Genomic DNA, 23,955 nt, shown 5'->3' with positions numbered 1-23,955 from the left:
TTGGGATGTGAACGCAACCATTTTGCATAAGGAAGCGCCCAATGACCACGCCGGAAGATCGCGACGATCTGACGACATCGGATCGCGCCTCCAGCACTCCTGAAGATAACACGCAAGGCCCCTCCCCTGACGCTGGCCAGCAGGATCCGAATTACGGCATGGATATCCATCTCCAGCCGGATTTTGTCCGCGCCATCGTCGATGCGATCCATGCTGATGACACAGACACGGCCCGCGCCCTTGTGGCGGATCTGCATGTGGCGGATATCGCCGATCTGTTCGAGGTTTTATCGTCCGAAGAGCGGCGCTCTTTGGCCCGACTTGTGGCGGATGCGCTAGACCCCAACTTCCTTTCGGAACTGGAAGGCGCCGCGTTCGATGATGTGGTCAAGGTCATCTCGCCCAGCATCATTGCTGATGCGGTCAAGCAGCTTGATACCGATGACGCGGTTTACATCCTTGAAGATCTGAACGCCGAATCGCAGCAAGAAGTGCTGCATGCGCTGACCCGTGAAGATCGCACAGCCCTGGAAGAGGGCCTCGCCTTCCCCGAGGACAGCGCCGGGCGCTTGATGCAGCGCCATCTGGTGGCCGTACCGGAATTTTGGAGCATCGGTCAGACCATTGATTTCCTACGCGCTCAGGAAGACGATCAGTCTCCCAATGATTTTTATGAACTGATTGTCGTGGACCCTGCCTACCGGCCCATCGGCACCGTTCCCTTGTCGCGGGTTTTAAGCTGCAAGCGCCCCATGCGGATCAAGGACGTGATGAATCCCGATCCGCATATCATGCATGTGACCACAGACCAGGAAGAAGTGGCCCGGCAATTTGCCAAATACCATCTGATTTCCGCAGGGGTGGTCAATGATTATGGCCGCCTGGTGGGGGTAATCACCGTTGATGACATTGTCGGCGTTATCGAAGACGAGGCACAGGAAGATATTCTGGCACTGGCCGGTGTGAGTGAAGGCGATGTGAATGTCTCCATCCGCGATGTCAGCCGAACGCGCTTTATCTGGTTATTTGTGAATATGGGCACGGCGGTGCTGGCCTCTCTGGTGATCGGCCTGTTCGATGCAACCCTTGAAGCCATGGTGGCGCTGGCGGTTTTGATGCCCATTGTCGCCTCTATGGGCGGCAATGCGGGTACCCAGACAATGGCCGTTGCCGTGCGAGCGCTGGCCACCAAAGAGCTTTCCCCTGCCAATGCCATGCGCATTGTGAACAAGGAGCTGATCGTTGCGCTGATCAATGGCGTTGGCCTTGCCATTGTTGTGGGGATTGTCGGGATGATCTGGTTTGGCGATATTTTATTATCCCTTGTCTTGGCCACAGCGATGATCATCAATATGGTGGTGGCAGGGCTATCGGGCATAATGGTCCCCATGATACTCGATAGGTTTGGCGTGGACCCGGCGGTCGCATCCAGCGTTTTTGTGACCACCATCACCGATGTGGTCGGGTTCTTCGCATTTTTAGGACTGGCGGCGCTGGTTCTCGTTTAGGAAAGACGAACAAATAATGAGCCGGAACCGCCGACTATGCAGTGACGTGAGGCGGATGTGACGATCCTGTTGATCGACGATGATCCGGCTATTGCCCGGCTTTATGGGGCCGCCATTCAAAAACGCGGCTTTTCCGTAAAGCTCTGCTCTGGCGGGCGCGAGGCGCTGGAACTGGTGCGCGAGCGGCATCTGGCTTGATCGTTTCCGATGTGGAAATGCCGGATATGAGCGGACATGCCATGGTCACGCGCCTTTTGGAAAGCGGTCTGCGCCCCTGCCCGATTCTGTTTTTATCCGCCAATGATACAGCACAGGACATGCTGCGCGGTCTGGAATGTGGCGGCGATGATTTTCTATTGAAGGGGAGCGATCTTGCCCATTTGATGGACCGACTGGCTTTTTGGCTTATCTGCGGCTTTCGCGGTCTGCCCCGCACGGCCCGTCTTAACGCCATCAGCGCTTTGGAAAGCATGAGCCCCATCGAACCGGTGCTTGGCCAGATCAAAAACGATCCGGCCTTAATCGATCATGTTTTTGAACGTCTGCACCGGGAGATTCAATCCATGCCGCATGATTACGGTACGCGCCTGATCCACCGAATCCAGATCATGGGACGGGTCGCCCATCTGTTGGAAGAAAGCAGCGAAAGCCCGTCACAATGGGTGCGCTTCCCAGATGCCTTGCATCATATCATCCGGAAATTACGCGCGCCCTGGGCTGCAGATATCGGCATTTTGTGCAGGTATTATGATGTCTTGTGCCAAGATCCGCGCTTCATTCATGCGGGGGAAACCGGGCTGGGAACCATATCCGTCACGCAAGAGTCTTAACCGATCTGCACATTATCCAGCAGCCGGGTTTTTCCCAGAACAGCCACCGCCAAAAGCTGCACCGGAGCCGTTAAATCCTCAGCCATTTCGAGGCTTTCGGCATTACAAAAGCGCACATAATCTACCCGGTCGAACCCTTTGGCGAGCAAAGCCTTTTCGCCTTCCTGTTCTAGGATACGCAAATCTTCGCCCGCCATGGCACGGCGACGCAAATCCGCCAGCACCAGATTAAATTGCCCAGCAATGCTGCGCTGTTCTGCATTCAAATAGACATTGCGCGAAGACGCGGCCAGACCGTCGGGCTCGCGGATGATGGGGCCTGCCACAATCTCCACCGGTAGATCCAGATCGATCACAAGACGGCGCAGCACCGCAAATTGCTGGAAATCCTTTTCCCCGAAGATGGCGCAGTCGCACTGCGATTGCATCAGCAGCTTCATCACCACTGTGGCCACACCATCGAAATGCCCGGGCCGTACATCCCCTTCCAAGCCTTCGCTCAGACCTTTCACATGAATATTGGTGCGAAAACCTTGCGGATACATAACCTTCACATCAGGCAGATAGGCAAGGTCGGCCCCCACGGTTTCAAGGGCCGCCAGATCCTGTGCCTCACGCCGGGGGTAGGCGGAGAAATCTTCATTGGGGCCGAATTGCGCGGGATTGACAAAGATCGACACGATCACCCGATCAACATGATCGGCCAGACGATCGATCAGCGACAAATGCCCATGATGCAGCGCTCCCATGGTTGGCACCAACCCGACACGAAGACCTTGCCCGTGCCAAGCCGCCACATGCGCCCGAAGATCGTCCACCGTGCGCACCACAGCGGTGGCCCCTTGCGGGGCCCCTGACTTTGCCGGTGCTTTTACCTGTGTGGTCATCCTTTATCCTCGTACGCTAAACTATAAAGCCAGCCCTTTTACCGCAGCGCAGCATGATCGGCAAGCGCGGGTGATTGGCCGCCCTCTCCCTGATCTTGTGCATTGGGTAAAACAGCCAAGATCGGGCCAAGCCACATCGATCAAGCCGTTCCTTCATCCTTGAAGGCCTGCAAAAGCCTTTGCCGTTCTTGCGGCAAGGGCCGAGCATGGCTTTCCCGAACCAAACGCTCAAGGAAAAAACCCGTCAAGAACAATCCATCGCTCACCGCTTTTGCCGTCATCGGGCCGGTTTGTTGCCCCGTCAGAAATGCGGGCAAGGGCAATAGCCGGTCATGGTAGGGCTTCCCCGCCTTCGCGCTTACCGCCCGTCCGGATTTGGGCGACACATAAACAAGATCGTCTAAAACACCTGTCGCGGCACAGGCCTTGAGATCAAGGCCATAGCCCAGATCGGCCAACAACCCCACTTCCAGTCGCACCAAAGCCGGGCCCCAATCCACGGACTCCATCGTTTCGTCAGACAAAAGATCAAAAAACGCCGTCGCGGCTTCATAGACCGCCGGATGCGCTTCCCGTTCCGGCAAGCATGCGGCCAATGTGGCGCAGACGGACACCAGTGCCGACAAACGACGCGGCTCTCCCAATAATGCACCGGCGCGGCCTTGGCGCAGTTCAATGGTGACAGCGCCAAGCTGGCTTTCAAGGCGAGCGCGCCAATGGGCTTCCACTTCATTGCCCGGTTGCAAAATGCCAGACAAGCGTCGCCCTTTTCCGCCGCGCACCAAACCGCGCCACCGGCCCCGGCTCGCGGTCAGCAAATCGACGATGGCATGGTGTTCCCCATGCCGACCGGCGGACAGGATCAAGCTCGGTTCGGTCCATTCCATAAGAAAAGACGATCAATAGCCGTAAAGGATGAAAAGATCAGTCTACGTAATTAAGGCCCATTGCTAAATAATGTTCGCGGTCTTCCGCCCAGCGTTCGGTTACCCGTACAAACAAAAACAGATGGACCCTTTGGCCCATCATGGTTTCCATATCCAGTCGTGCCTGTTCACCAATGGCTTTCAATGTGTGCCCGCCTTTGCCGATCACGATGCCCTTATGGCCATCCCGCGACACATGGATCACTTGATGAATCTCGATGGACCCATCCTTGCGGCCTTCCCACTTTTCCGTCTCGACGGTGATCCCATAAGGCAGTTCCTGATGAAGCCGTAAAAAAATCTTTTCGCGGGTGATTTCCGCCGCCAAAACACGGGTGGTGATATCGGTGATCTGATCTTCGGGATAAAGCCACGGACTTTTGGGCAAATTCTTTGCCAGATGCGTTTTCAAATCCGGCACGCCATCCCCGGTAAGGGCAGAGATCATGAAAATCTCGGCGGCAACACCTGTGGCATCCACCGCTTGCGCCAAGGCCAACAGCCGGTCGCGCTTGACGCTATCCACTTTATTGAGCGCCACGATCACCTTACGGCCCGCTTCTGAAAGGCCTTCGATGATCTTCTGTTCATCGGCACGGATGCCCTTGGCGGCATCAATCAGGAAAACCACCTGATCCGCATCTTGCGCACCTTCCCACGCTGCGGCCACCATCGCCCGGTCCAGCCTGCGCTTGGGCGCAAAAATACCCGGCGTATCCACAAACACAAGCTGGCTTTGGCCTTCAATGGCAATGCCGGTCAGCCGCGTCCGCGTGGTTTGCACTTTATGGCTGACAATGGCAATTTTTTGCCCCACCAAGGCATTCAGAAGTGTCGATTTCCCCGCATTGGGCGCACCGATCAAGGCGATAAAGCCACAGCTGGTTTCTGCACCTTGGGTCACATTTTGCATCAGATATCTCTTTCAGGTGCCAATTTTTCCAATAAATGTGTCGCGGCTTGCTGCTCTGCCTGCCGTTTCGATGGTCCATGGGCCCGTGCGGTCCCGGCATCCTTCACCGACACTTCTATCTCGAATTTCGGGTTATGGTCAGGCCCGGTACGGCCAACCAGTTGATAGTTGGGAAGCGGCAAGCCACGCCCTTGCGCCCATTCTTGCAAGGCGGTTTTTGCATCCCGATAAGCCTGCGGCCCATTTTTCATGGATGTCGCCCAATGGGTTTTAATGAAATGCTGGGCGGGAGCCAGCCCCCCGTCCAGATAGATTGCCCCGATCACGGCTTCACATACATCGGCCAAAACACCGGGGGCTTCATGGGTGCCTTCCGCCTGCGCCCCGGATTCCAGCCTGATAAATGGTGCAAGACCAAGCGCCAGTGCAATATGGGCAAGTGTTTCTTTCCGCACAAGTGCTGTAAACCGGCGATTGAGCTTGCCTTCCGCTTCATCGGGATAGGTTTCATATAGCCAATGGGAAATCACCAGCCCAAGAACCCGGTCCCCCAGAAATTCCAGCCTTTGATAATTGGGCGTCCCCCCCAAAGAGGGATGGGTCAAGGCCGCAGCCAGAAGATCTGGCTGATCAAAGCCATGTCCCAACAGGTCTTGTGCCCGGCGAAGGCTGTCCTCGTCCAAAATCGTCATCGGGTAGGATCACTTATAAAAAAGAGAAAAAGCGCTTATATCGCATGGATTGGAACCAAAACCACGGTTCCCAGATATGGGCGCCCCCATCGGTGGCAAAGAAAATCATCTCGGCGCGGCCCACCAGATTTTCCGCCGGAACATAGCCCACACCGGTGGATTGCGGGCGGCGGCTATCAAGGGAATTGTCGCGGTTATCGCCCATCATGAAATAATGGCCCGCAGGCACAACGAACATGCGCGTATTATCACTGGGCCCTGCCGGATTGAGATCCAGCGTATTGTAGCTCACCGCATTGGGGAGGGTTTCACGATATTGCGGATAGCGGCAATACTCCTTGCCATCTTCAGCCGTTTCTAAAAACGGAGCCGAACAGATGGTGTTTTCGGACACCGCCACAACGAAATCTTCAATACGCTGCCGCTCGACAACCTGATCATTGATAAACAGATGGCCATCGCGCATCTGGATATGATCACCGGGCAATCCGATCACCCGTTTGATATAATCGGTTTTATTGTCGCGGGGCAGTTTGAACACCGCCACATCGCCGCGCTTGGGGGCGCTGTCCAGAATACGGCCGGAAAACAGATCGGGGCTGGTGATGATGGAATGGTGCGAATAACCATAAGGGTATTTGGAAACAAACAGATAATCGCCAACCATCAAGGTGGGCAGCATGGATTCCGACGGAATATTGAACGGTTCGAACAGCAAGGTGCGCACACCCAGTACAATCACCGCCACCGACAGAACAAAGCGCACCAGTTCCTTGATTTGATGTCCCAATCCCACTGGCTTATCCGCCTCTTTTTTTGCCGCATATGACGCGTCTGATCCTGTGACTTTCGTCCTGATATCGCCGTCATTCATATCGGTGCCTTTCCATGAGCGGGCATCAAGCCGAGCAGGGGGCGTAATGTCAAGTCACCTGCTTCATTATCGCTGCATATTCTAAAGGGATAGCGCTGATCAACACAATGGCTTGCGCCCATGGATCATCATCTGTGATGGTCAGCTCCAGCCGCGCCACAAAACCGGTCGGCGTCATGCTTTCCAAATGCCGGGCCGCTCCACCGGTTAATGCGATGGTGGGTTTGCCGCCGGGTAAATTCACCACCCCCAGATCGCGCATATAAACGCCTTTGTCAAACCCCGTTCCCAACGCCTTGGCACAGGCCTCTTTGGCTGCAAAACGCTTGGCATAGCTGGCAGCGCGATTGGCACGGCGTTCGGATTTTTCGATTTCGATATCCGTATAGACCCGATTGATGAAGCGCTCGCCCCAACGCTCCAACGACCGTTCTATGCGGCGGATATCGATCATATCATTGCCCATTCCCAGAACAATCATGAGGCTGCGCCACTTTGTACCATCTTTGTTTGCCTGCGGGCCTGATCCATAAGCGTACGCATACGGCCCAGCGATGCTTCCAACCCGACGAAAATGGCCTCGCCTATCAGATAATGGCCAATATTCAGTTCCTCGATCTCGGCAATGGCCGCCACCGGCGTCACATTATCATAAGTCAGGCCATGCCCCGCATGCATTTCAAGCCCCAAAGCCGCTCCGTGTTTGGCCGCAGATTTCAAGCCGTCCAAAATAGCCAGCTGTTCAGCACCCATGGCATTGGCATAAGCGCCCGTATGCAGTTCCACCGCATGGGCCCCCAATCTATGGGCGGCATCCAGTTGCCGTTTCGAGGCATCGAGAAACAAGCTGACGCGGCACCCCGCATCGGCCAAAGCCCCCACGATCGGAACCAAAGCATCAAAACCCGCAACCGCATCCAGTCCGCCCTCGGTGGTGAGTTCTTCGCGGCGTTCCGGCACGATACAAATGGCAAAAGGCTTATGGCGCAAAGCAATCGCCAACATATCGCGGGTCGCCGCCATTTCCATATTCAAAGGCGCAGGGCTTTCCATCATCAGCCGCTCGATATCACGGTCAGTGATATGGCGGCGATCCTCCCGCAGATGGGCAGTGATCTGGTCGGCGCCACACGCCGCGGCCAACATGGCCGCACGTACCGGATCGGGATGGCTGCTGCCCCGCGCATTGCGCACAGTCGCCACATGATCGATATTCACGCCCAATCGCAAATGCTTCACTTATCGCCTCACGCCCGTTTCATATCCTGAGACACCGCCCTGCCCTCCTTTTTGGGCAGCCGCTTGCGCACCATTTCCAGCTTTATCCGACGCGCGGCCTGAAACCGTTCAATGGATCGCCGCACCAGCCAATAGCACACAAACCATGAAATCAGCGCAATGGGCAGGCCACCAATAGCCATGGGCAGCAGCAAGGGGCCAAGCGCCGCCGTGGGATGATGTACCAGAAGATCAAAGCTCAGATGGTGCGCCCCTTCATCCATCCGGTTGCCGATCATCCAGCTTCCCAACCGGTAAATCGCCACCCAGATAAACGGAAATGTCCAGGGATTGCCAATCAATGTGCCGATCCACGCGGCAATCACATTGCCCCGCGCCGCCAAAGCGATCCCCATGGCGCCAATCAGGTGAAAGCCCATAAAGGGCGTGAAAGAAATGGCGACGCCCGATGCCACACCGGCGGCCACACCGTGCGCGCTATCTTTCAATCGGGCCAGGCGGTGCCACACATAACGCGCCGCACGCGACCAGCCGCTTTTCGGCCACAGGCCCTGACGGACCTTTTGCCAAAGATTGAGTGGTATTTTGCGACGAAACAACATCGAAGATGACACCGTCCTGATTAAAAAAGGTCGTTACACAAGATTTCGGCTACCCGGCTTCACCGCAGGCACATGCCGCAATGCATCGGGCAGAGCATCGGGCTTATAGAGTGGTGCATCGATTTGCGCCAATGCCACAAGTGGGACGCCGATATCGGCTTTTCCACCTGATCGGTCGATGAGACATGCCGCCGCAACCACCGAACCGCCATGTGCCGTGATCGTTTCGATACATTCCCGGGACGATAAGCCGGTTGTTACAACATCTTCCACCATAAGAATTCTTTGGCCCGGTTTAATGGCAAAACCACGGCGAAGACTGAACTTTGTGCCAACACGTTCGGTAAAGATAGAGTCTGCGCCCAATTGCCGCGCCATTTCATAGCCAACAATTACGCCGCCCATGGCAGGGGAGACAACCAACGGAATTTCACCAAAACGTGCACGCACCTTGAAAGCCAGTGCCTGACACAATCGCGCCGCTCGTTCGGGATTCATCAAAACCCGCGCACATTGCAAATAAACCGAGCTATGAAGGCCCGACGACAAAAGAAAGTGCCCTTCCAAAAGCGCTTGCGCCGCACGAAATTCACCGAGCACGGCCTGTTGATCCATTGCGCTCACTCCTTATCCCTGATGATAGCCTATCGTGTTTAACATGCCGTAACAGGCAAAGCTCATTCCCGCAGGCGGTCCGCAGAATTAACCACCCGCGACGCCCGCAGGCTGGTCAATATCTCGATCAGGTGCCGCACATTGCGCACCTCCACATCGACGAGCATTGTGTAGAACTCATGATCCCGCTCGGTGATCTTGAGATTGGAGATATTCCCGCCCTGCTTTGCCACCAGCGAAGCAATATTGGCAAGGGCGCCCATTTCATTGAGCACAATCAATTTCAACCGGCCGGCAAAAAAGGCGGACGTATCCTCTTGCGTCTGCCAGGCAAGGTCCAACCAGCGCTCCGGCGCTTCAGAGAAATCAGACAATTCCTCGCAATCAATGGTATGAACCATAACCCCTTGGCCTTGCGTCAAAATTCCAACAATCCTGTCGCCCGGCAAAGGGTGGCAGCAATCGCTGAGATGCACCGCCATACCCGGCGTCAGCCCGGAAATCGGGATGGCAAACGCCCCGTTGCGTTCTTTGGCCCAGTCGCCGCTCCAATCCCGTGTCACAGGCGGAAGCCTTTTGTGATCTTCTTTCAGCTTCAGGCCGGGAAAGGCTGCTAAAATCACATCATAAGCGGACAAATGCCCCTGCCCCACATCGAAAAAGACATCCTCGATGGTCTGGCGTTTGAGCTTCAACAGCGAAGACGTCAAAGCCCGTTCTGAAAAATCGAGATCTTCCGCCTCGAATGCGCGTTCCAATATGGTTTTGCCCAAGCCTTCATATTCTTCACGCTGATTTTGGCGCACCGCCCGCCGGATGGCAGACCGCGCCTTTCCTGTGACAATGAAATTTTCCCAGCGCGGGCTTGGCTCTTGCCCCTTTGAGGTAAGAATATCCACCTGATCGCCATTATGCAGTTGGTGGCGCAATGGCAGCAGCCGGCCATTGACCTTTGCCCCCACACAGCGATTGCCAATTTCCGTATGCACAGCATAAGCAAAATCAACAGGAGTGGACCCTTTCGGCAGGGAAATCAGATCGCCCTTGGGGGTGAAGCAAAACACCTGATCGTTGAACATCTCCAGCTTGGTATGTTCCAAAAACTCTTCCGGTGTGGAAGCATTCTCCAGAATTTCCAAAAGCGCCCGGATCCAGCGATAGCGCGACCCATCCACCTTTTCCGCCGATTGCTTATATTGCCAATGCGCCGCCACGCCCAATTCGGCAATTTCGTGCATTTCACGGGTTCTGATCTGGATTTCGATGCGTGTGCGCTTTGGCCCGATCACCGTGGTATGCAGCGATTGATAGCCATTGCGCTTGGGCGTCGAGATATAATCTTTGAAGCGGCCCGGAACCATCGACCATTTTCCGTGCACGATGCCCAAGGCGCGATAACAGGTGGGCAGATCTTCCACCACGATGCGAAAGGCCATCACATCGGAAATCTGCTCGAACGGGGCATTGGTACTTTCCATTTTGCGCCAAATGGAATAGGGGCGTTTTTCCCGCCCGCTCACCTGTGCCGGCACCTTTTCGGCGCGCATGGTTTCCACCAATTCCTCCACCACCTCATCCACCAGCGTTCCCGCTTCATCGCGCAAATAGCCAAGGCGCGCATTAACGGTTTCCCAGACCTCTGGCTCGATCTGCTGAAACGACAGCTCTTCCAGTTCTTCCTTAATGTCACGGATGCCGATCCGTTCGGCCAAGGGCGCATAAATCTCAAGGGTTTCCATGGCTATGCGCCGACGCTTTTCCGGCTTTTTGATATAATGCAGCGTACGCATATTGTGCAGCCTGTCCGCCAATTTTACCAACAACACCCGGATGTCATTGGACATGGCGAGAACGAATTTGCGGAAATTTTCCGCATGGCGGGCATGTTCGGTCTGCATTTCGATGCGGGACAATTTCGTCACCCCATCCACCAGTTCGGCGATTTTCGGCCCGAACATCTCCGCCAGTTCTTCCACTTTGGCGTCGGTGTCTTCCACCACATCATGCAACAGAGCCGTTGCGATGGTGGCGCTATCAAGCTTCATATCGGTAAGGATGCCCGCCACTTCCAAAGGATGCGAGAAATAGGGATCACCCGATGCGCGAAGCTGCGTTCCATGCGCCTTCATGGAATAAATATAGGCGCGGTTCAAAAGGGTCTCGTCCACCTTGGGATCATAAGACCGCACCCGTTCCACCAGCTCATATTGCCGTATCACCGCCCGTTTTTTCCCTTTCACGCATGCCCGAAGGCCACAAACTCGCTCTCTATTGAAATAGGCGGTTTCCAAGCGTGTGGGAAGGGGAAGGCGTGTAAATCGACCAGCAAATGCAAACGGCCCCGCTTTTCATAAAGCGAGGCCGTTTACTTCATCATCATTATCCCGTGCAAAAAAGCACCAGAAGGATGGCTTTAGAGCTGTTTTCAGCCCTCGCCCATGCCTTCACCGCGGCGCGCACGCATCATCATCGCCATATCGTCTTCTTCCGGTTCATCCACTTCCACATGCTTTTGCATGCTTTGGATCACCGACTCCCGCAAGGCGGCAGGCGAGCTCACTTCTTCAGCGATTTCACGCAAAGCGATCACAGGATTTTTGTCATTATCCCGTTCCACTTGCGGAGCAGCGCCGGATGAAATCTGGCGCGAGCGCTGGGCAGCGAACAAAACAAGTTCAAATCGATTCGTAACTTTATCGACGCAATCTTCGACGGTTACGCGGGCCATGCGATGCTCCTTGACGGACCGAAAACACTGATGGAAACTTCTAAGGTCGCCTCTCTACAGCTTTCTTGGCCGTCTGTAAAGACTGACAACCCGCCCTTATGCCCCTTATTTCTGTTTCTTCTTGCCTATGGGCGGTTCAGACCGATGGGGCGTGCTATAGCTTGCCGGATCACTGGCCGGAAAGGTTTCATCCAGAGCTTCATCCACCGATTCATTATCATGATCCACGGACGGTGTCTTTTTGCGTCCTTTTTCTTTTTCCATAAGAGCGTTCACCATTTCCTCTTCCCCATGTTTCTGACACGATTATACTCGAACCATTGTATAAACGTCCCGCTTCCTGCGTGGTTCCGTTTCAAGGCGGGATATCTTTCCTTATAATGGCGTGCTGCCCCCATATGCCCACAAGGCACAGAGCGAAAAGGCTGACCGCATGCACATTCTTGACGATCCGGCAACCGTTCTCGCCTTCATCCTTGCCGCAGGGATTTTTGCCCAATGGCTGGCGGCACGTTTTCGCTTTCCATCCATCCTGCCTTTGCTGTTGCTGGGTTTTCTGGCAGGGCCCATCAGCGGACTTTTAGACCCCGATGCGATTTTCGGTGATCTTTTATTTCCCGGCGTCCAGCTTGGCGTTGCAATTATCCTGTTTGAAGGGGCGCTGACTTTACGCTTTTCCGATATCAAGGGCGCGGGCAATATTGTGGTGCGGCTGATCACCATCGGCGTGCTGATTACGGTGAGCGTGATTGCCATTTCGGCCCATATGGCCCTCCATTTCTCCTGGTCCATTGCCATTTTATTTGGGGCCATCACCTGTGTTTCCGGCCCGACGGTCATCATTCCCCTATTGCGCTCGGTGCGCCCCAGCGAACGCCTGTCGCGCGTTTTGCATTGGAAGGCATTTTGATCGACGCCATCGGTGCGGTGCTGGCCGTGGTGGTGTTCGAGGTGGTTTTGGCCGGCTCCATAGAGCAAAGCAGCCCCTTCATGGAATTAAGCAAACTGTTTTTGCTGGGCGGGGCCTTGGGCGGTGCGGCAGGCGCACTTTTGGGGCTGGTTTTAAAAAAGCACCTTATTCCGGATTTCTTGCGGAATGTGGCCACCCTAAGCGCGGTTTTACTGACCTTTGTTTGTGCCAATATGATCGGCCATGAAGGTGGTCTGGTGGCGGTAACAGTGATGGGCCTTGTGATGGCCAACATCCCCGGCATGCCCAAAGACGGCATTCTCGATTTCAAGGAAAGCCTTTCCGTTTTACTGATTTCGGCACTGTTCATCGTTTTGGCGGCCCGTATCGACTTGGAAAGCCTGGCGCTTTTGGGGCCGGGGCTGGTGGTCGTTTTGCTGGCCATTTTGTTTGTTGCCCGCCCGTTAACCGCGCTTGTCTCCACATTAGGGTCGGACATGCCTTGGTCGGAACGCACCCTTCTGGGCTGGATGGCACCACGGGGGATCGTTGCCGCAGCAGTGTCCGCTTTATTTGGCTTACGCCTCGAAGCGGCGGGGATCGAGGCAGGCAATTTGCTGGTTCCCCTCACCTTTTCGGTAATCGTGGTTACAGTGGTGGTCCACAGCCTCACATCCCGCCCCTTGGCAAAGCTGTTAAAGGTGGCGGAACCCGAAGCGAGCGGCGTATTGATTGTGGGCGGCAATCCGGTGGCTTTGAAGCTGGCCAGCATATTTCAAGAGAATGGCATCCGCGTTTTACTTGCCGATGCGTCCTGGTCGCAAGCCAGTCGGGCGCGAATGCTCGGGATCCCCACATTCTTTGGTAATGCCGTATCAGAATTGGCGGATCGGAAACTGGATCTGGTGGGATTGGGAATGTTGTTGGCGCTCTCCCATCGTCCGTCTTTGAACGCCCTGGCCTGTTTGCGCTATCGACAGGAATTCGGCACGGCCAATGTCTTTACCGTCCGGCGCGACCAGCAAAGTCTCGACAAGGAAAGCGAAACGGTGGCGTTCAATTTCCGGGGACGCTTGCTCTTCAAGGAAAAAATAACGCTGGATTTTCTGGAACAGGAATTGGCGGCAGGGCGCAAAATCCACCTGACCCGTATCAGCGAAGATTTCCCCTTCACCAATTTATTGGAAAAAACGGGCGGCACAGAGCCGATGCTGTTTGCCATATCCCCCCAAGGAAAATTACACCCCTTTTCTGAAGAAGCGACATTTCATGTGTCTGCAGGCTGGAAAGTGGCCTATCTGGCCGTCCAAGCGGATATGGCACCAGCAGACGAGGCCGAATCCAAGGCCAAGGCCGACTGACGAAAAGGGCAAGAAAGCGTGGCGGAGAAAAGGAAACCTTATTCCGCCTCTCCTAAGATCGGCTGCACCTGACCAGCAAATTGCCCTGTTTCAATCAAGGTTTCAAACGCATCGGACAAGCGTTCCGTTTCATCCAGAACCAACCGCCAATAACGAATGCGATCTTCTGTTTCCAATGTGGTGAAATCCTTGCGGTCGGGAATTTTCCCATAGGGTAAGCGCGACACAAATTCAGCCGATGGCGCAACCAACACCACATTGGACGCATTTCCGGCGCGCGCCTTCCGCCAGCCCAGATGTTTGTCGAACCATCCCGCTATGATGCGGTCCGTAAAATGCGGATATAAAACAAGGCTGTCCGGGTCATGGTGAAAAAACGGCAGGTCAAAATGATAATCAATAATGCCGCCATCCCGATAAAGCCCTTTGGGCGCACCGGGGATTGTGATCCCATTCAGCAACATGGGGATCGAACAAGACGCCATGATCGCATGGGGCAGATTATCTGCTGTCAGGTTCAATCGCCGCATGGGAAAGCCGGACCACGCAGTATAAGAGCAATCGCTGCGCGGATCGGCGAACAAAGCCCGTTCGAAAAACAGCCCCAAGGCCGAGCGATGCGCCATATTTCCCAAAGCGGCCGCCGCCAAGCCCACGCCCAAAGGCACGCGCCGGTCCGTATTCAGCACATGCCGCCCACGGACCGCCATCACCGCAAGGCGCATGGGCCCCTGAAACATGGCCGTTCCACCATTCTCGCCAAGAATATCGCCAAGAATGGCATAGCTGTCACGGGTGATCTTGTCGGCGGTTTGGCCCTTTTCCGGTCGATAGTCCAAATAGCTCTCTTCAAAGCGCGCCAATGCTTTCAAAGGATCCGGCTGCGCATAACAAGCAAACCGCCAAGTGCCGATAGAAGACGCCAAAAGGTCCATGGCTGAGTGCGGCCAACGATCCAATGGCGCAAAATGGCCCGATCCAACCGCGCCAATGCGAGCCATTTTGGCCCCCCCGATGCGCCGACCATCAGCTTGATGCGCGCAGGCTCAAGCCCACCCTCCTTGCGAATCAACCGTCGGGCATGGTGGCCTGCCCGAATACTCAGCAGTTTGAAATCATTTTTCGACATATCACCGATCTTGTTTTGTCTTCTTGGACCATTCAGGCATCCCATTTTGCCTTATGCCAAAAATATCTTACGCCCGAAACGCTCTATACATGGCCATGTTCTTGCACACGCTTTCTCCGAGTGTTTTTTCTGCGCGCACTCATCTTCAGATTTCCTCAAGATATTCGTGATTATCTGTGTTTCTGGACAGGGACCAAGGGGAGCTAGATGGCCGACAAGAGTGATATTTTTGTTGCATATGCCTTTAGCGTTGGCGACGTTTTTATTGAAATTGATGAATCTCAAAAAATTTCACGCATTGAAGGGGCGCTGGACTGGATCGGCATTGATAAGGCCCAATCAGCGATTGGGCGCCCGATTACCGATTTCGTCTCCGCCGATGATGCCATTATTTTGCAATCAGGATTGTCCCTTTTAGGGGGAATGCTCCGGCTTGGCCCTGTGCGGGTGGGCTTTGGCGCAACGGTGGACACCCGCCGTCGCATCGGCTTGTTTTTATCCCGCTTGTCAAGCAATGCCACCCGCACCCATATCGTTGCCATGTCGCTGAACCGGCTGGATGGCCCGGACGCCGAATCCAATGCGCCCCTTGCGGATATGGAAAGTTTTCTAAGGCGCCTGCCCGATATTCTGGAAGAAGGCGAAAAAAACGCCAATAGCGACATTCTGGTCAGCATGCTGCAAATGAACAAGCACATGCAGGGCCGTGACAAACAAGGGTTCGAACGCCAGCTTGCCGCCCTGTCTCTGGGCGGCAAAAATGCCACCGAACTGGGGGATGGCCGCTTTGCCCTTGTGCATGAAGCCACGAATGAAGGCGATGCCCAACGCTTGATGGATACCTTGGCCAGCACCACCGGCCAACGCTTTGAATCGGCGACATTGGATGCGGAAACTCTGGGCGACGGGTCCGATGCCGCAAAGGCATTGGTCTATTCCATCCGAAAATTCTCGGAAGAATCGCCGGACTTCAGCCTGCAGGACCTGTCTGAAAATTATACCGAAAAGATGGAGGACACCCGCAAACGCATCCAGACTTTGCGATCTCTGTTGAAGGAACGCCAATTCGATATTGCTTATCAGCCCATCATCTCGCTCAGCACGCAAAAGATGCACCATGTGGAAGCATTGGTGCGCTTTGATAAGCGCGGCAGCTCGCCCTATGAACTGATCACCTTTGCGGAAGAAGTGGGCATGATCGGAGATTTCGACCAGATCATGTTTGAATCGGTGGTCGCAAAATTGCGGCATCTGGTCTCCCGCGGGGCTCCCGCCAGCATTGCCGTCAATCTCTCGGCCCGTTCGCTGACCACCGCCGCCTTTGTCGAGCGATTGGAAGCCGATCTCAAACAGAATAAGGAACTGGCAGGGCGTCTGCTGATCGAAGTCACCGAATCCGCACAGATTTCCGATCTGGATGCCTTGGGGGAAGCCATTAACAAGATCCGTGCTTTGGACTTTGCCGTTTGTCTGGATGATTTTGGTGCGGGGCTTTCAGGCTTTCAATATCTGCGCCATTTGAAAGTGGATATTGTCAAAATTGACGGCAGCTATGTGCGCGATGCGGAAAACGATCCGGAAAGCCGGGCCTTTTTACATGCCATGTCCACATTGTGCCGCGATCTAAAAATTCGCACCGTCGGCGAATGGGTTGAAACCCCTGCCCAATTCGAGCTCTTGCAGTCCATTGGCGTGGATATGGGGCAAGGATATCTTTTCGGCCGCCCGAAACTGACCCTTCCCCAAGACATGCGCGGCGCTTTGGAGAACGTCGATTGATCGCAGTTTTATAATATCACAATTGCTATATACAAATTATCTTTCCATATCTTTCATTTTGTTGTTTGACAGTAGAAGATTTCGCCATTAGTCGTGGTCTGATACGGGTGCAGCTATCACTGCGCCCCCATAGCAGACATTTCAGGAACGACCGATGACAACCGCCGAAAAGCAGCCATTAGAAGAGACCCCTTCGCCCGCCGATCATCAAAGCAGCCCACCGGAAATGATGAGCGGTGCGGCCCTCGTGATGCGGGCTTTGGCGGATCTAAAGGTCGAGGTGATTTTCGGCTATCCCGGTGGCGCGGTTCTGCCGCTTTATGATGAATTGTTCCGGCAATCAAAAATCAAACATATTCTGGTCCGCCATGAACAAGCCGCTGTGCACGCTGCCGAAGGCTATGCACGCGCTTCTGGCAAACCCGGTGTGGTTCTGGTGACATCCGGCCCCGGGGCCACCAACGCTGTGACCGGCATCACCGATGCCATGCTGGATTCCATTCCCATTGTCGTACTCACAGGCCAGGTGGCCACCCATCTGATTGGCAATGACGCCTTTCAAGAAGCCGATACCGTCGGCATTACGCGGCATTGCTCCAAACATAATTATCTGGTGAAAGAGTCCGACCAGCTTGCCCGTGTGATTTTCGAAGCATTTCATGTGGCCACATCCGGACGGCCCGGCCCGGTGGTGGTGGATCTGCCCAAGGATATTCAAGTAGACCCCGCTCCCTATAAGCGCCCCAGCGGCGTGTCTCATCGCACATATCGTCCGCAGGTGAAGGGAGATCGGGCGCTGGTAGAAAAGGCCGTGGCCATGCTGGCTGGGGCCAAAAAACCCATCATTTATTCCGGTGGTGGCGTAATCAACGCAGGGCCTCAGGCATCGGATACCTTGCGCCGCTTTGCCCGCACCACCGGCTTCCCCGTCACATCCACCTTGATGGGGCTGGGAGCCATGCCGGCAAGCGACCCGCAATTCTTGGGGATGCTGGGCATGCACGGCACCTATGAACCAATATGGCCATGCATGCGTGCGATGTCATGTTGTGTGTCGGTGCGCGCTTTGATGATCGGGTGACCGGCCGTGTGGATGCCTTTGCGCCCCATGCCACCAAGATCCATATCGATATCGACCGTTCGTCCATCAACAAGAATGTGCCGGTGCATCTGGGTATCGTGGGGGATGCCGGTCATGTTCTGGAGGATATTCTGACCTTGTGGGAAGACCGCAAGAAGACACCTTTAGAAGATGACCACAAACGCTGGTGGGCCGAAATTAACGGCTGGCGCGATCGCAAATGTTTGGCTTTTGAACAATCCGGCCCTGTCATCTTGCCGCAACATGCCATTGCGCGCCTTCATAGCCTGACCAAGGATCGGACCCCCATTATCAGCACTGAAGTGGGCCAGCACCAGATGTGGGCGGCGCAATATTTTGGTTTTGAAAAGCCCAATCACTGGCTCACATCGGGAGGGCTTGGAACCATGGGCTATGGTTTGCCCGCCGCCATCGGGGCACAATTGGCCTTTCCCGATGCCTTGGTGATCGATATTGCCGGCGAGGCTTCTATCCAGATGAACATTCAAGAGCTGGCAACAGCCACGCAATATCGTTTGCCGGTAAAAATCTTCATCTTGAATAATGAATATATGGGCATGGTGCGCCAATGGCAGGAACTGACCTATGAAAGCCGCTATTCCGAAAGCTATTCCGACAGCCTGCCCGATTTTGTAAAACTGGCAGAGGCTTATGGCTGGACCGGCTTGCGAATCACCGATGCTTCTCAGCTTGATACCGCGATCCAGACCATGATCGAAACGCCCGGCCCGGTGTTGGTGGATTGTCAGGTAGCCCAATTGGAAAATTGCTTCCCCATGGTGCCTTCGGGCGCAGCCCATAATGAAATGATTCTGGGGCCAGAAGATGTTTCCACGCCCCTTTCCAGCGATGCGCAGGCTCTCGTCTGAACAAGCGATAACGAACGCACCATAAAGACCAAAGGACTTACGATCATGCCATCATCCGACCAAAGCATAGGCCGGCACGCCATCGCCCTTGTGGTGGATAATGAAGCCGGGGTTCTGGCCCGCGTTGCAGGGCTGTTCTCCGGCCGAGGCTACAATATTGAAAGCCTGACCGTGGCCGAGGTTTCACCAGACCATGATGTGTCGCGCATTACCATCGTCACCACAGGCACCCCCATGGTGGTCGAGCAAATCAAAGCACAGCTTGAACGGCTGGTGCCTGTGCAAAAGGTCACGGATCTTAGCGTCCATGGCCCACATCTGGAACGCGAACTGGCATTGGTGAAAGTGGCGGGCTCTGGTGAAAAACGTGTCGAAGCCCTGCGCTTGGCCGACGCATTTCGCGCCCGGGTGATCGACACCACCACAAAATCCTTCATTTTCGAACTGACAGGAACGCCAGAGAAAATCGACGCCTTTGTGGACTTGATGCGTGAATTGGGATTGGTTGAAGTGGCCCGTACAGGCGTTGCGGCCATTATCCGTGGAGCGGAGAAGCTTTAACTCTCTGCTTTACGAAGACACGCCATATAAGCGGAACGCCCTGCATCGCGCGGGGCTTTTTGTGGGGCATCAAACTCAGGATGATATTGAAAGCTGACGGCTGTGATTTTGTTTTACACAGTCCGGTGACTGGCTGGGGCGGCAGGATTCGAACCTGCGCATGACGGGATCAAAACCCGTTGCCTTACCACTTGGCTACGCCCCATTAGCGCGTCAGCGAGGCTCTTAAAGCATAGCCGAACGCGCCTGTAAAGTATCAAGAACAAGCTTTATCGTGGTTGGCCCAATAAGCTTTGACGACGGGTCAGCGAGACATAGATCAGGCCATAGGAAAAGCAGGTGAGAACGATCAAGGCCAGCGTCCATTCCGGCCAGATCAAGGCCGCCACGCCCGGCAGGGCCACAAGCGCCAGATAACATGGCAATCCATAGCGCCAGGCCATGCTGTCATAGAGCACATGATGAAAGTGATTCCGGTCCGGAGCAAAGGGCGCACGGCCCCGACTGACACGGCTGACGATCAACCGCATGCAATCAAGGACCGGGATCAAAAACCACAGCACGACCAAATCCGCCGACAATTCCATACGGCTGTGATTGAACACATAAATGGACAGCATGCCGATCAGAACGGCCAGAGAGTAACTTCCCGCATCCCCCAGAAACAATTTTCCGCGCACATTAAAGTGAAGTGTCACCAGAAGCGACACAAGTAGAGTCACCAAAATCGGGCGCAATTCAACCGGAGCGGCGAACAACAAAAATGCCGTCCATAAACTGGACAGGCCAATCACCAGCCCATTATTGCCATCGGCCATATTCACCGCATTTTGCAGACCCAAAAGGCACACAAGGGTAAAGCCGCCCGCCACGAGCGGAGACAGGATGAAAGGCGATTCGATAAAGGAGAAATAAAGAATCTCGAGCCGCAAATCCGGAACCTGAAACAAAGCCCCCGACAGGATAAAGGTGGAAAGAACAAGGCGCCAGATCGGCTGCACATGATTGCGATCGTCAAAAAAACCGATCAAAAAAATGAAAAAAATCGAAAGCCCGACAATCCACGGAAATCCGTTAAAGCCCGGCTGAAACAAAAATGTGCTGACCAATACAGGCAAGACAATGGCAGCCCCTCCGACCAGAGGCGTTGGGCGTGCATGGCGTTTGCGGCCATTTTCACCATCAGGCAAATCCATCACGCCAAGCGCTTTGGCAATCGGGTTGGCCAGCAAACACACGGTCAATGCCATGATCAGCGCCAAAACCCCTATACCAAACAACAGTTCCCCACTCACGCTTAGCCTCCAACCATTTTACGTCTTATTCGCGCACTGATATCAAATAGCACCATGGGCATATGGCGCAATTGTGTATTTTTCGCGGCACAACTGGCGCATTTAAAGCAGTACCCACAAAAAAAATGACACATATATCAGGAATTTGAGGCAACCGGCCCGACCAATCGACCCATAGACTGATCCTCTAGCCCAAAGATATTAACCAATTATCAATGACCTAGTCTAGGATTTCCGTCCAATCCCGCTCAAGCCGTTGCCGATTAAGCCCGCTCACATACTCATAAAGCCGCCCATTCAAGCGCAAACGCTGGCCGCTATCCCGCGTCAGATCGCTAAAGCGCGTGGAAACAGATTTGCGCGGGCCACCAAAGGGCCAAAATTTGCTCAAGGGAACGGTTAGATACAAACCTTTATCCGGGGCAGAGCCACCGAATTCCCGGCCCGAGCCATCGCTCAGCGTGACATACCCACCAAGGCGCACCCCATTATCGAAGCGCTTGGACATATCCACCGTTGCGCCCCAATCACCGGCAAGGAACCGTCCGACCCGCACGGTCGATAAAAGGCCGCCGCCCCATTCCCGGTACAGGCTGACATCCCCTGTCAGGGTATCACGCCCTTCAAATCCGAAAAGCTGATCGGCATCACGGCGCTGCACCCAGTTCAATTCGCCGCCCAAAGACCAGCCGTATCGGGGGTGCGGTAAAGCATTTCCAAAGACAAGCCGCCAAACATTTGCTCAAAAATACCTGCCGACAAGCGCCCATAAAGATTTTCACCCAATCCACCGCGCCAATCCGCTTGCAGATATGGAATCGCGGTCCGCCCTTCCTCGATAAAGTCCCGGATATCGCTGCGCACCACCGGCAGGTCGCTTGCCTCAGACACTTGGCCGATCTGATCCAGATTGCCACCAATAAAGCGCCGCACCGCACCGGAAAGCTGCAAGCCAGGCATCAGATCAAGGCTGGCCAAAAGGTCCACATTCAGATCTGCAAGCCAGGCACCGCTTTTTGAATCGCCCACCTGCTGGATCACAACCGGCGCCACGCCCCACTGAAAGGCAGGATAAGCATTGTCATTGGCAATGAAGGTCCCGTCCACTGCCGTGGAATCCGGCTCCATCTCGACCTTCGCCGTGATCCACAATTCCTCCGGGCTGCCCCGCCCTTCCAACGCATTCACCAGATCACGGCGCAAAATCCGCGTTTCCAAAATATCATGGCTGCCAAGACTGCGCCGGACCGCAATGGCCTCCACTTGCGCCCCGGCGAAGCCCGATACTTGCCGGGCTACCTGCCCAACCAACTGCATTTCTCTATCCGTGGGCGCATCATCCAGCCACAGGGTCATGCGGCCATTATGCCAAGCCAAAGCTCTGGGACGGTGACCATTGGCTTCCAGCTTTTCAAATAAAAGCCCGGCTTTGCGCTCCAGCACATCCCGATTATCATAGCCCGCCGCGGAAACAACAGCTTGCGCCACTTTGACTCTTTCGGCCAATTCCGCGCCATCAATGCCTGTTGTATCCGCTTGGTCCACCTGTAAATGCGCAGCGTGCTGCCCCTTGATGGAAAGGCCGGTCACAAGGCTGCCCCCCGCTGCATCCAACATATGGGAAGCTTGTGCCAGCGCCCGCACAGCATGAAGGTCCAGCATAGTTTCACCGGATTGCGCGGCCTCTCCATGGTGCGCCGGCTTGGCAAGGCGCACAGCCCCCATATCCGAAGGCAAGGCAACCAACAGCGCATCATCAAGGGCTACTGAGTCCAATAACGTGATCCCCTCTCCGCCTGAAGGATGAAAAACCGCTTCGCCATCTTTGAGCGTGATTTCAGAAACAGTCCCCATATCCGCCAAGGCCATCACAGCGCGGGCTTGCAAAGCGGACGCATCATTGGGGATGTAAAGCCGCGCCTCACTCAGCCTCTCGCCGCGCCAAACCAGCCACAAACGGTTCACTGTATCAGGTAGATATGCCAGAATATGCGCGGCAACCCCGGCCTCGGAAAGCCCCTTCTCCGCACCCTTTGTGTTAAGCGGCAAGTCCACATAAACCGCTTGCGCGTCTCCCCGCACCAAAGCCCCGTCAAAGCCCAGACCCGCCAATATTTGCCCAATGGCAATCTCTGGATTGGGGCCGTCTTGGCTAACGGTTTGAGAGTCCTCACCAGCATCTTCGGACTGCTGAGCGGTCACCGGAGGGTGTGGCTTCCAGCTTTTTGGCCGATCAAACATTCCCGGAAGATCAAACAGATCAAAGCGGATTGCTGTGCGCGCTGAAACCGTATTCCCGCGTTCGAAACCCAGCCCCATATCCAGCCATGGGAAAGGCCGGTAACGCATCCCGAAATTTACCGGAAAATCTTCATCAAAACGGTTGCCCAATGGCTCGAATTCAGGATCGGAGCCGCTATATTCCACCAGCATGGACAAGCCATGAATGGGTGTTTGCCACGAAACGCCACCAAAAAAAGCAATATCGTCGCCCGAAAAGTAATTCCCTATATTAAACGACCCGCGGCTATTGGCCGATCCACGCCGATCAAAGCTGTTGCTGATCAGACCAAAGGGGTTGCCCACATGATTGCGGCTGCCCAAATAGCCCCATCCAAGGCCAAAACTGAAATCAAATGCCCCAAAGCGCTTATTGGCAACAATATATTCGCCGCCAAAGCGGGCATCGCCGAACATATCTGAAAAGCCCACAGCAATGGCAGGGAGAAAGTCCCCTTCCTGCAACAGCCGGATTTTCAGATCAAAGGCGCGATCAGTGATCGTTCCACCGCCTTTAAAGCCGAACAAATCTTCGAGAAAATCCACCTGCCCAAGCGGTAGGACCGTGCCATCTTCTTGTACATTGGTGATATCGGTGAAGCGAAAATTTGCCTCCAGCCACTCGAATGGATGGGCCCGCACATAAAAGCCGCGATAGGACTCTTGCGCAAAACCGCCAAGTTCGATCGTCCCCGCACCCATCGTACGCGCCGTTGGTGTGCGCAGCAAACCGATGGCGCCAAAATCTCCGGCCCCGGCTTCATCAGACCGTCCCAAAGACTCCGTCTGTGCCCCCGCCCCCATGGCGGTGGCGACAATCAGAATAGCTGACGCCGTAAAAATGAGGCGCATATC

General features: G+C 54.9%; 24 protein-coding genes, 1 tRNA gene and 1 pseudogene. 8 read left to right on the top strand and 18 right to left on the bottom strand.

Going from position 1 to position 23,955, the window contains the following annotated elements:
- Positions 1 to 41 precede the first annotated feature (41 nt).
- Genes mgtE through JCM17844_RS11295 form a run of 3 tightly spaced genes read left to right on the top strand, consistent with a single transcriptional unit; the run spans position 42 to position 2,338 of the window.
- Complete coding sequence (gene mgtE, locus JCM17844_RS11305; protein WP_210431860.1) at positions 42 to 1,508, top strand: magnesium transporter; 1,467 nt, start codon at positions 42 to 44, stop codon at positions 1,506 to 1,508.
- A 57-nt stretch (positions 1,509 to 1,565) separates the two neighbouring features.
- Positions 1,566 to 1,706: a response regulator gene (locus JCM17844_RS11300; RefSeq protein ID WP_150001054.1), complete on the top strand. Its 141-nt coding sequence runs from the start codon at positions 1,566 to 1,568 to the stop codon at positions 1,704 to 1,706.
- Positions 1,703 to 2,338, top strand: coding sequence for a response regulator (locus JCM17844_RS11295; protein ID WP_150001053.1), 636 nt, complete (start codon positions 1,703 to 1,705; stop codon positions 2,336 to 2,338). The genes JCM17844_RS11300 and JCM17844_RS11295 overlap by 4 nt, the downstream gene beginning before the upstream one ends.
- Here the strand turns inward: JCM17844_RS11295 and panC are convergent.
- The 12 genes from panC to JCM17844_RS15230 form a co-directional block, all read right to left on the bottom strand.
- The gene (panC, locus tag JCM17844_RS11290) at positions 2,335 to 3,225 is read right to left on the bottom strand and encodes a pantoate--beta-alanine ligase (RefSeq protein WP_150001052.1); all 891 of its coding nucleotides are present in this window, start codon (positions 3,223 to 3,225) and stop codon (positions 2,335 to 2,337) included. The two genes, JCM17844_RS11295 and panC, sit on opposite strands and share 4 nt — an antisense overlap.
- 140 nt (positions 3,226 to 3,365) lie before the next feature.
- Positions 3,366 to 4,112 carry a DNA repair protein RecO gene (recO, locus tag JCM17844_RS11285; protein WP_150001051.1) on the bottom strand — a complete coding sequence of 249 codons (747 nt, stop codon included), beginning with the start codon at positions 4,110 to 4,112 and terminating at the stop codon, positions 3,366 to 3,368.
- Between the two features lie 37 nt (positions 4,113 to 4,149).
- On the bottom strand, positions 4,150 to 5,064 hold the full coding sequence (gene era, locus JCM17844_RS11280) for a GTPase Era (protein WP_150001050.1): 915 nt from the start codon (positions 5,062 to 5,064) through the stop codon (positions 4,150 to 4,152).
- Positions 5,064 to 5,756, bottom strand: coding sequence for a ribonuclease III (rnc, locus tag JCM17844_RS11275; RefSeq protein ID WP_150001049.1), 693 nt, complete (start codon positions 5,754 to 5,756; stop codon positions 5,064 to 5,066). The genes era and rnc overlap by 1 nt, the downstream gene beginning before the upstream one ends.
- 13 nt (positions 5,757 to 5,769) lie before the next feature.
- Complete coding sequence (gene lepB / locus JCM17844_RS11270) at positions 5,770 to 6,630, bottom strand: signal peptidase I (RefSeq protein ID WP_150001048.1); 861 nt, start codon at positions 6,628 to 6,630, stop codon at positions 5,770 to 5,772.
- A gap of 49 nt (positions 6,631 to 6,679) precedes the next feature.
- Positions 6,680 to 7,111, bottom strand: coding sequence for a holo-ACP synthase (gene acpS, locus JCM17844_RS11265; protein WP_235898986.1), 432 nt, complete (start codon positions 7,109 to 7,111; stop codon positions 6,680 to 6,682).
- On the bottom strand, positions 7,108 to 7,869 hold the full coding sequence (locus JCM17844_RS11260) for a pyridoxine 5'-phosphate synthase (RefSeq protein WP_150001047.1): 762 nt from the start codon (positions 7,867 to 7,869) through the stop codon (positions 7,108 to 7,110). The genes acpS and JCM17844_RS11260 overlap by 4 nt, the downstream gene beginning before the upstream one ends.
- A gap of 8 nt (positions 7,870 to 7,877) precedes the next feature.
- Positions 7,878 to 8,471: a DUF2062 domain-containing protein gene (locus JCM17844_RS11255; RefSeq protein ID WP_150001046.1), complete on the bottom strand. Its 594-nt coding sequence runs from the start codon at positions 8,469 to 8,471 to the stop codon at positions 7,878 to 7,880.
- Positions 8,472 to 8,504: 33 nt separating this feature from the next.
- Entirely contained in the window at positions 8,505 to 9,086 is a 582-nt protein-coding gene (gene pyrE / locus JCM17844_RS11250) for an orotate phosphoribosyltransferase (protein WP_150001045.1), read from the bottom strand.
- Positions 9,087 to 9,148: 62 nt separating this feature from the next.
- Positions 9,149 to 11,305: a RelA/SpoT family protein gene (locus tag JCM17844_RS11245; protein ID WP_150001044.1), complete on the bottom strand. Its 2,157-nt coding sequence runs from the start codon at positions 11,303 to 11,305 to the stop codon at positions 9,149 to 9,151.
- 206 nt (positions 11,306 to 11,511) lie between these two features.
- Positions 11,512 to 11,814, bottom strand: coding sequence for a DNA-directed RNA polymerase subunit omega (rpoZ, locus tag JCM17844_RS17345; protein ID WP_150001043.1), 303 nt, complete (start codon positions 11,812 to 11,814; stop codon positions 11,512 to 11,514).
- A gap of 105 nt (positions 11,815 to 11,919) precedes the next feature.
- Positions 11,920 to 12,093 (bottom strand): hypothetical protein, encoded by a 174-nt coding sequence (locus JCM17844_RS15230; protein ID WP_210431858.1) that lies wholly within the window; start codon positions 12,091 to 12,093, stop codon positions 11,920 to 11,922.
- Positions 12,094 to 12,247: 154 nt separating this feature from the next.
- On the opposite strand from JCM17844_RS15230, the gene JCM17844_RS16725 reads away from it, so the two are divergent.
- Positions 12,248 to 12,724: a cation:proton antiporter domain-containing protein gene (locus tag JCM17844_RS16725; RefSeq protein WP_150001042.1), complete on the top strand. Its 477-nt coding sequence runs from the start codon at positions 12,248 to 12,250 to the stop codon at positions 12,722 to 12,724.
- On the top strand, positions 12,721 to 14,085 hold the full coding sequence (locus JCM17844_RS16720; protein WP_150001041.1) for a cation:proton antiporter domain-containing protein: 1,365 nt from the start codon (positions 12,721 to 12,723) through the stop codon (positions 14,083 to 14,085). Before JCM17844_RS16725 ends, JCM17844_RS16720 begins: the two co-directional genes overlap by 4 nt.
- A gap of 38 nt (positions 14,086 to 14,123) precedes the next feature.
- Here JCM17844_RS16720 and JCM17844_RS11225 read toward each other — a convergent pair whose 3' ends face one another.
- Complete coding sequence (locus JCM17844_RS11225; protein WP_150001040.1) at positions 14,124 to 14,957, bottom strand: patatin-like phospholipase domain-containing protein; 834 nt, start codon at positions 14,955 to 14,957, stop codon at positions 14,124 to 14,126.
- Positions 14,954 to 15,214, bottom strand: coding sequence for a hypothetical protein (locus JCM17844_RS11220; RefSeq protein ID WP_150001039.1), 261 nt, complete (start codon positions 15,212 to 15,214; stop codon positions 14,954 to 14,956). Before JCM17844_RS11220 ends, JCM17844_RS11225 begins: the two co-directional genes overlap by 4 nt.
- A 207-nt stretch (positions 15,215 to 15,421) precedes the next feature.
- On the opposite strand from JCM17844_RS11220, the gene JCM17844_RS11215 reads away from it, so the two are divergent.
- The 3 genes and pseudogenes from JCM17844_RS11215 (at position 15,422) to ilvN (ending at position 19,525) form a co-directional block, all read left to right on the top strand.
- Entirely contained in the window at positions 15,422 to 16,993 is a 1,572-nt protein-coding gene (locus JCM17844_RS11215) for an EAL domain-containing protein (RefSeq protein WP_150001038.1), read from the top strand.
- 226 nt (positions 16,994 to 17,219) lie between these two features.
- Positions 17,220 to 18,964: pseudogene (locus JCM17844_RS17340) on the top strand (acetolactate synthase 3 large subunit).
- A gap of 45 nt (positions 18,965 to 19,009) precedes the next feature.
- Positions 19,010 to 19,525 carry an acetolactate synthase small subunit gene (gene ilvN / locus JCM17844_RS11205; protein ID WP_150001037.1) on the top strand — a complete coding sequence of 172 codons (516 nt, stop codon included), beginning with the start codon at positions 19,010 to 19,012 and terminating at the stop codon, positions 19,523 to 19,525.
- 130 nt (positions 19,526 to 19,655) lie between these two features.
- On the opposite strand, the gene JCM17844_RS11200 is transcribed toward ilvN, so the two are convergent.
- From JCM17844_RS11200 to JCM17844_RS11185, 4 genes are all read right to left on the bottom strand, one after another.
- Positions 19,656 to 19,730, bottom strand: a tRNA-Gln gene (locus tag JCM17844_RS11200).
- A 64-nt stretch (positions 19,731 to 19,794) separates the two neighbouring features.
- Positions 19,795 to 20,820, bottom strand: coding sequence for a glycosyltransferase family 4 protein (locus JCM17844_RS11195; protein ID WP_150001036.1), 1,026 nt, complete (start codon positions 20,818 to 20,820; stop codon positions 19,795 to 19,797).
- A 220-nt stretch (positions 20,821 to 21,040) separates the two neighbouring features.
- Positions 21,041 to 21,502, bottom strand: a complete 462-nt coding sequence (locus tag JCM17844_RS16710; protein ID WP_150001035.1) for a YjbH domain-containing protein — start codon at positions 21,500 to 21,502, stop codon at positions 21,041 to 21,043.
- Positions 21,487 to 23,952: a YjbH domain-containing protein gene (locus tag JCM17844_RS11185; RefSeq protein ID WP_150001034.1), complete on the bottom strand. Its 2,466-nt coding sequence runs from the start codon at positions 23,950 to 23,952 to the stop codon at positions 21,487 to 21,489. The genes JCM17844_RS16710 and JCM17844_RS11185 overlap by 16 nt, the downstream gene beginning before the upstream one ends.
- Positions 23,953 to 23,955 lie beyond the last annotated feature (3 nt).

Source organism: Iodidimonas gelatinilytica (genome assembly GCF_008579125.1).
GTDB lineage: Bacteria > Pseudomonadota > Alphaproteobacteria > Sphingomonadales > Rhodothalassiaceae > Iodidimonas > Iodidimonas muriae.
The sequence above is the reverse complement of the archived record's forward strand: the minus strand, read 5'-3'. Positions and strand labels throughout refer to the sequence as shown.

Bases quoted from the DNA above. Each gene is read 5' to 3' on its own strand.
- JCM17844_RS11220 (WP_150001039.1), bottom strand. From the start codon at position 15,214: ATGTCGAAAAATGATTTCAAACTGCTGAGTATTCGGGCAGGCCACCAT.
- JCM17844_RS16725 (WP_150001042.1), top strand. From the start codon at position 12,248: ATGCACATTCTTGACGATCCGGCAACCGTTCTCGCCTTCATCCTTGCC.
- panC (WP_150001052.1), bottom strand. From the start codon at position 3,225: ATGACCACACAGGTAAAAGCACCGGCAAAGTCAGGGGCCCCGCAAGGG.
- mgtE (WP_210431860.1), top strand. From the start codon at position 42: ATGACCACGCCGGAAGATCGCGACGATCTGACGACATCGGATCGCGCC.
- era (WP_150001050.1), bottom strand. From the start codon at position 5,064: ATGCAAAATGTGACCCAAGGTGCAGAAACCAGCTGTGGCTTTATCGCC.
- recO (WP_150001051.1), bottom strand. From the start codon at position 4,112: ATGGAATGGACCGAACCGAGCTTGATCCTGTCCGCCGGTCGGCATGGG.
- ilvN (WP_150001037.1), top strand. From the start codon at position 19,010: ATGCCATCATCCGACCAAAGCATAGGCCGGCACGCCATCGCCCTTGTG.
- lepB (WP_150001048.1), bottom strand. From the start codon at position 6,630: ATGAATGACGGCGATATCAGGACGAAAGTCACAGGATCAGACGCGTCA.
- JCM17844_RS11185 (WP_150001034.1), bottom strand. From the start codon at position 23,952: ATGCGCCTCATTTTTACGGCGTCAGCTATTCTGATTGTCGCCACCGCC.
- JCM17844_RS15230 (WP_210431858.1), bottom strand. From the start codon at position 12,093: ATGGTGAACGCTCTTATGGAAAAAGAAAAAGGACGCAAAAAGACACCG.
- JCM17844_RS11255 (WP_150001046.1), bottom strand. From the start codon at position 8,471: ATGTTGTTTCGTCGCAAAATACCACTCAATCTTTGGCAAAAGGTCCGT.
- acpS (WP_235898986.1), bottom strand. From the start codon at position 7,111: ATGATTGTTCTGGGAATGGGCAATGATATGATCGATATCCGCCGCATA.
- rpoZ (WP_150001043.1), bottom strand. From the start codon at position 11,814: ATGGCCCGCGTAACCGTCGAAGATTGCGTCGATAAAGTTACGAATCGA.
- rnc (WP_150001049.1), bottom strand. From the start codon at position 5,756: ATGACGATTTTGGACGAGGACAGCCTTCGCCGGGCACAAGACCTGTTG.
- JCM17844_RS11215 (WP_150001038.1), top strand. From the start codon at position 15,422: ATGGCCGACAAGAGTGATATTTTTGTTGCATATGCCTTTAGCGTTGGC.
- pyrE (WP_150001045.1), bottom strand. From the start codon at position 9,086: ATGGATCAACAGGCCGTGCTCGGTGAATTTCGTGCGGCGCAAGCGCTT.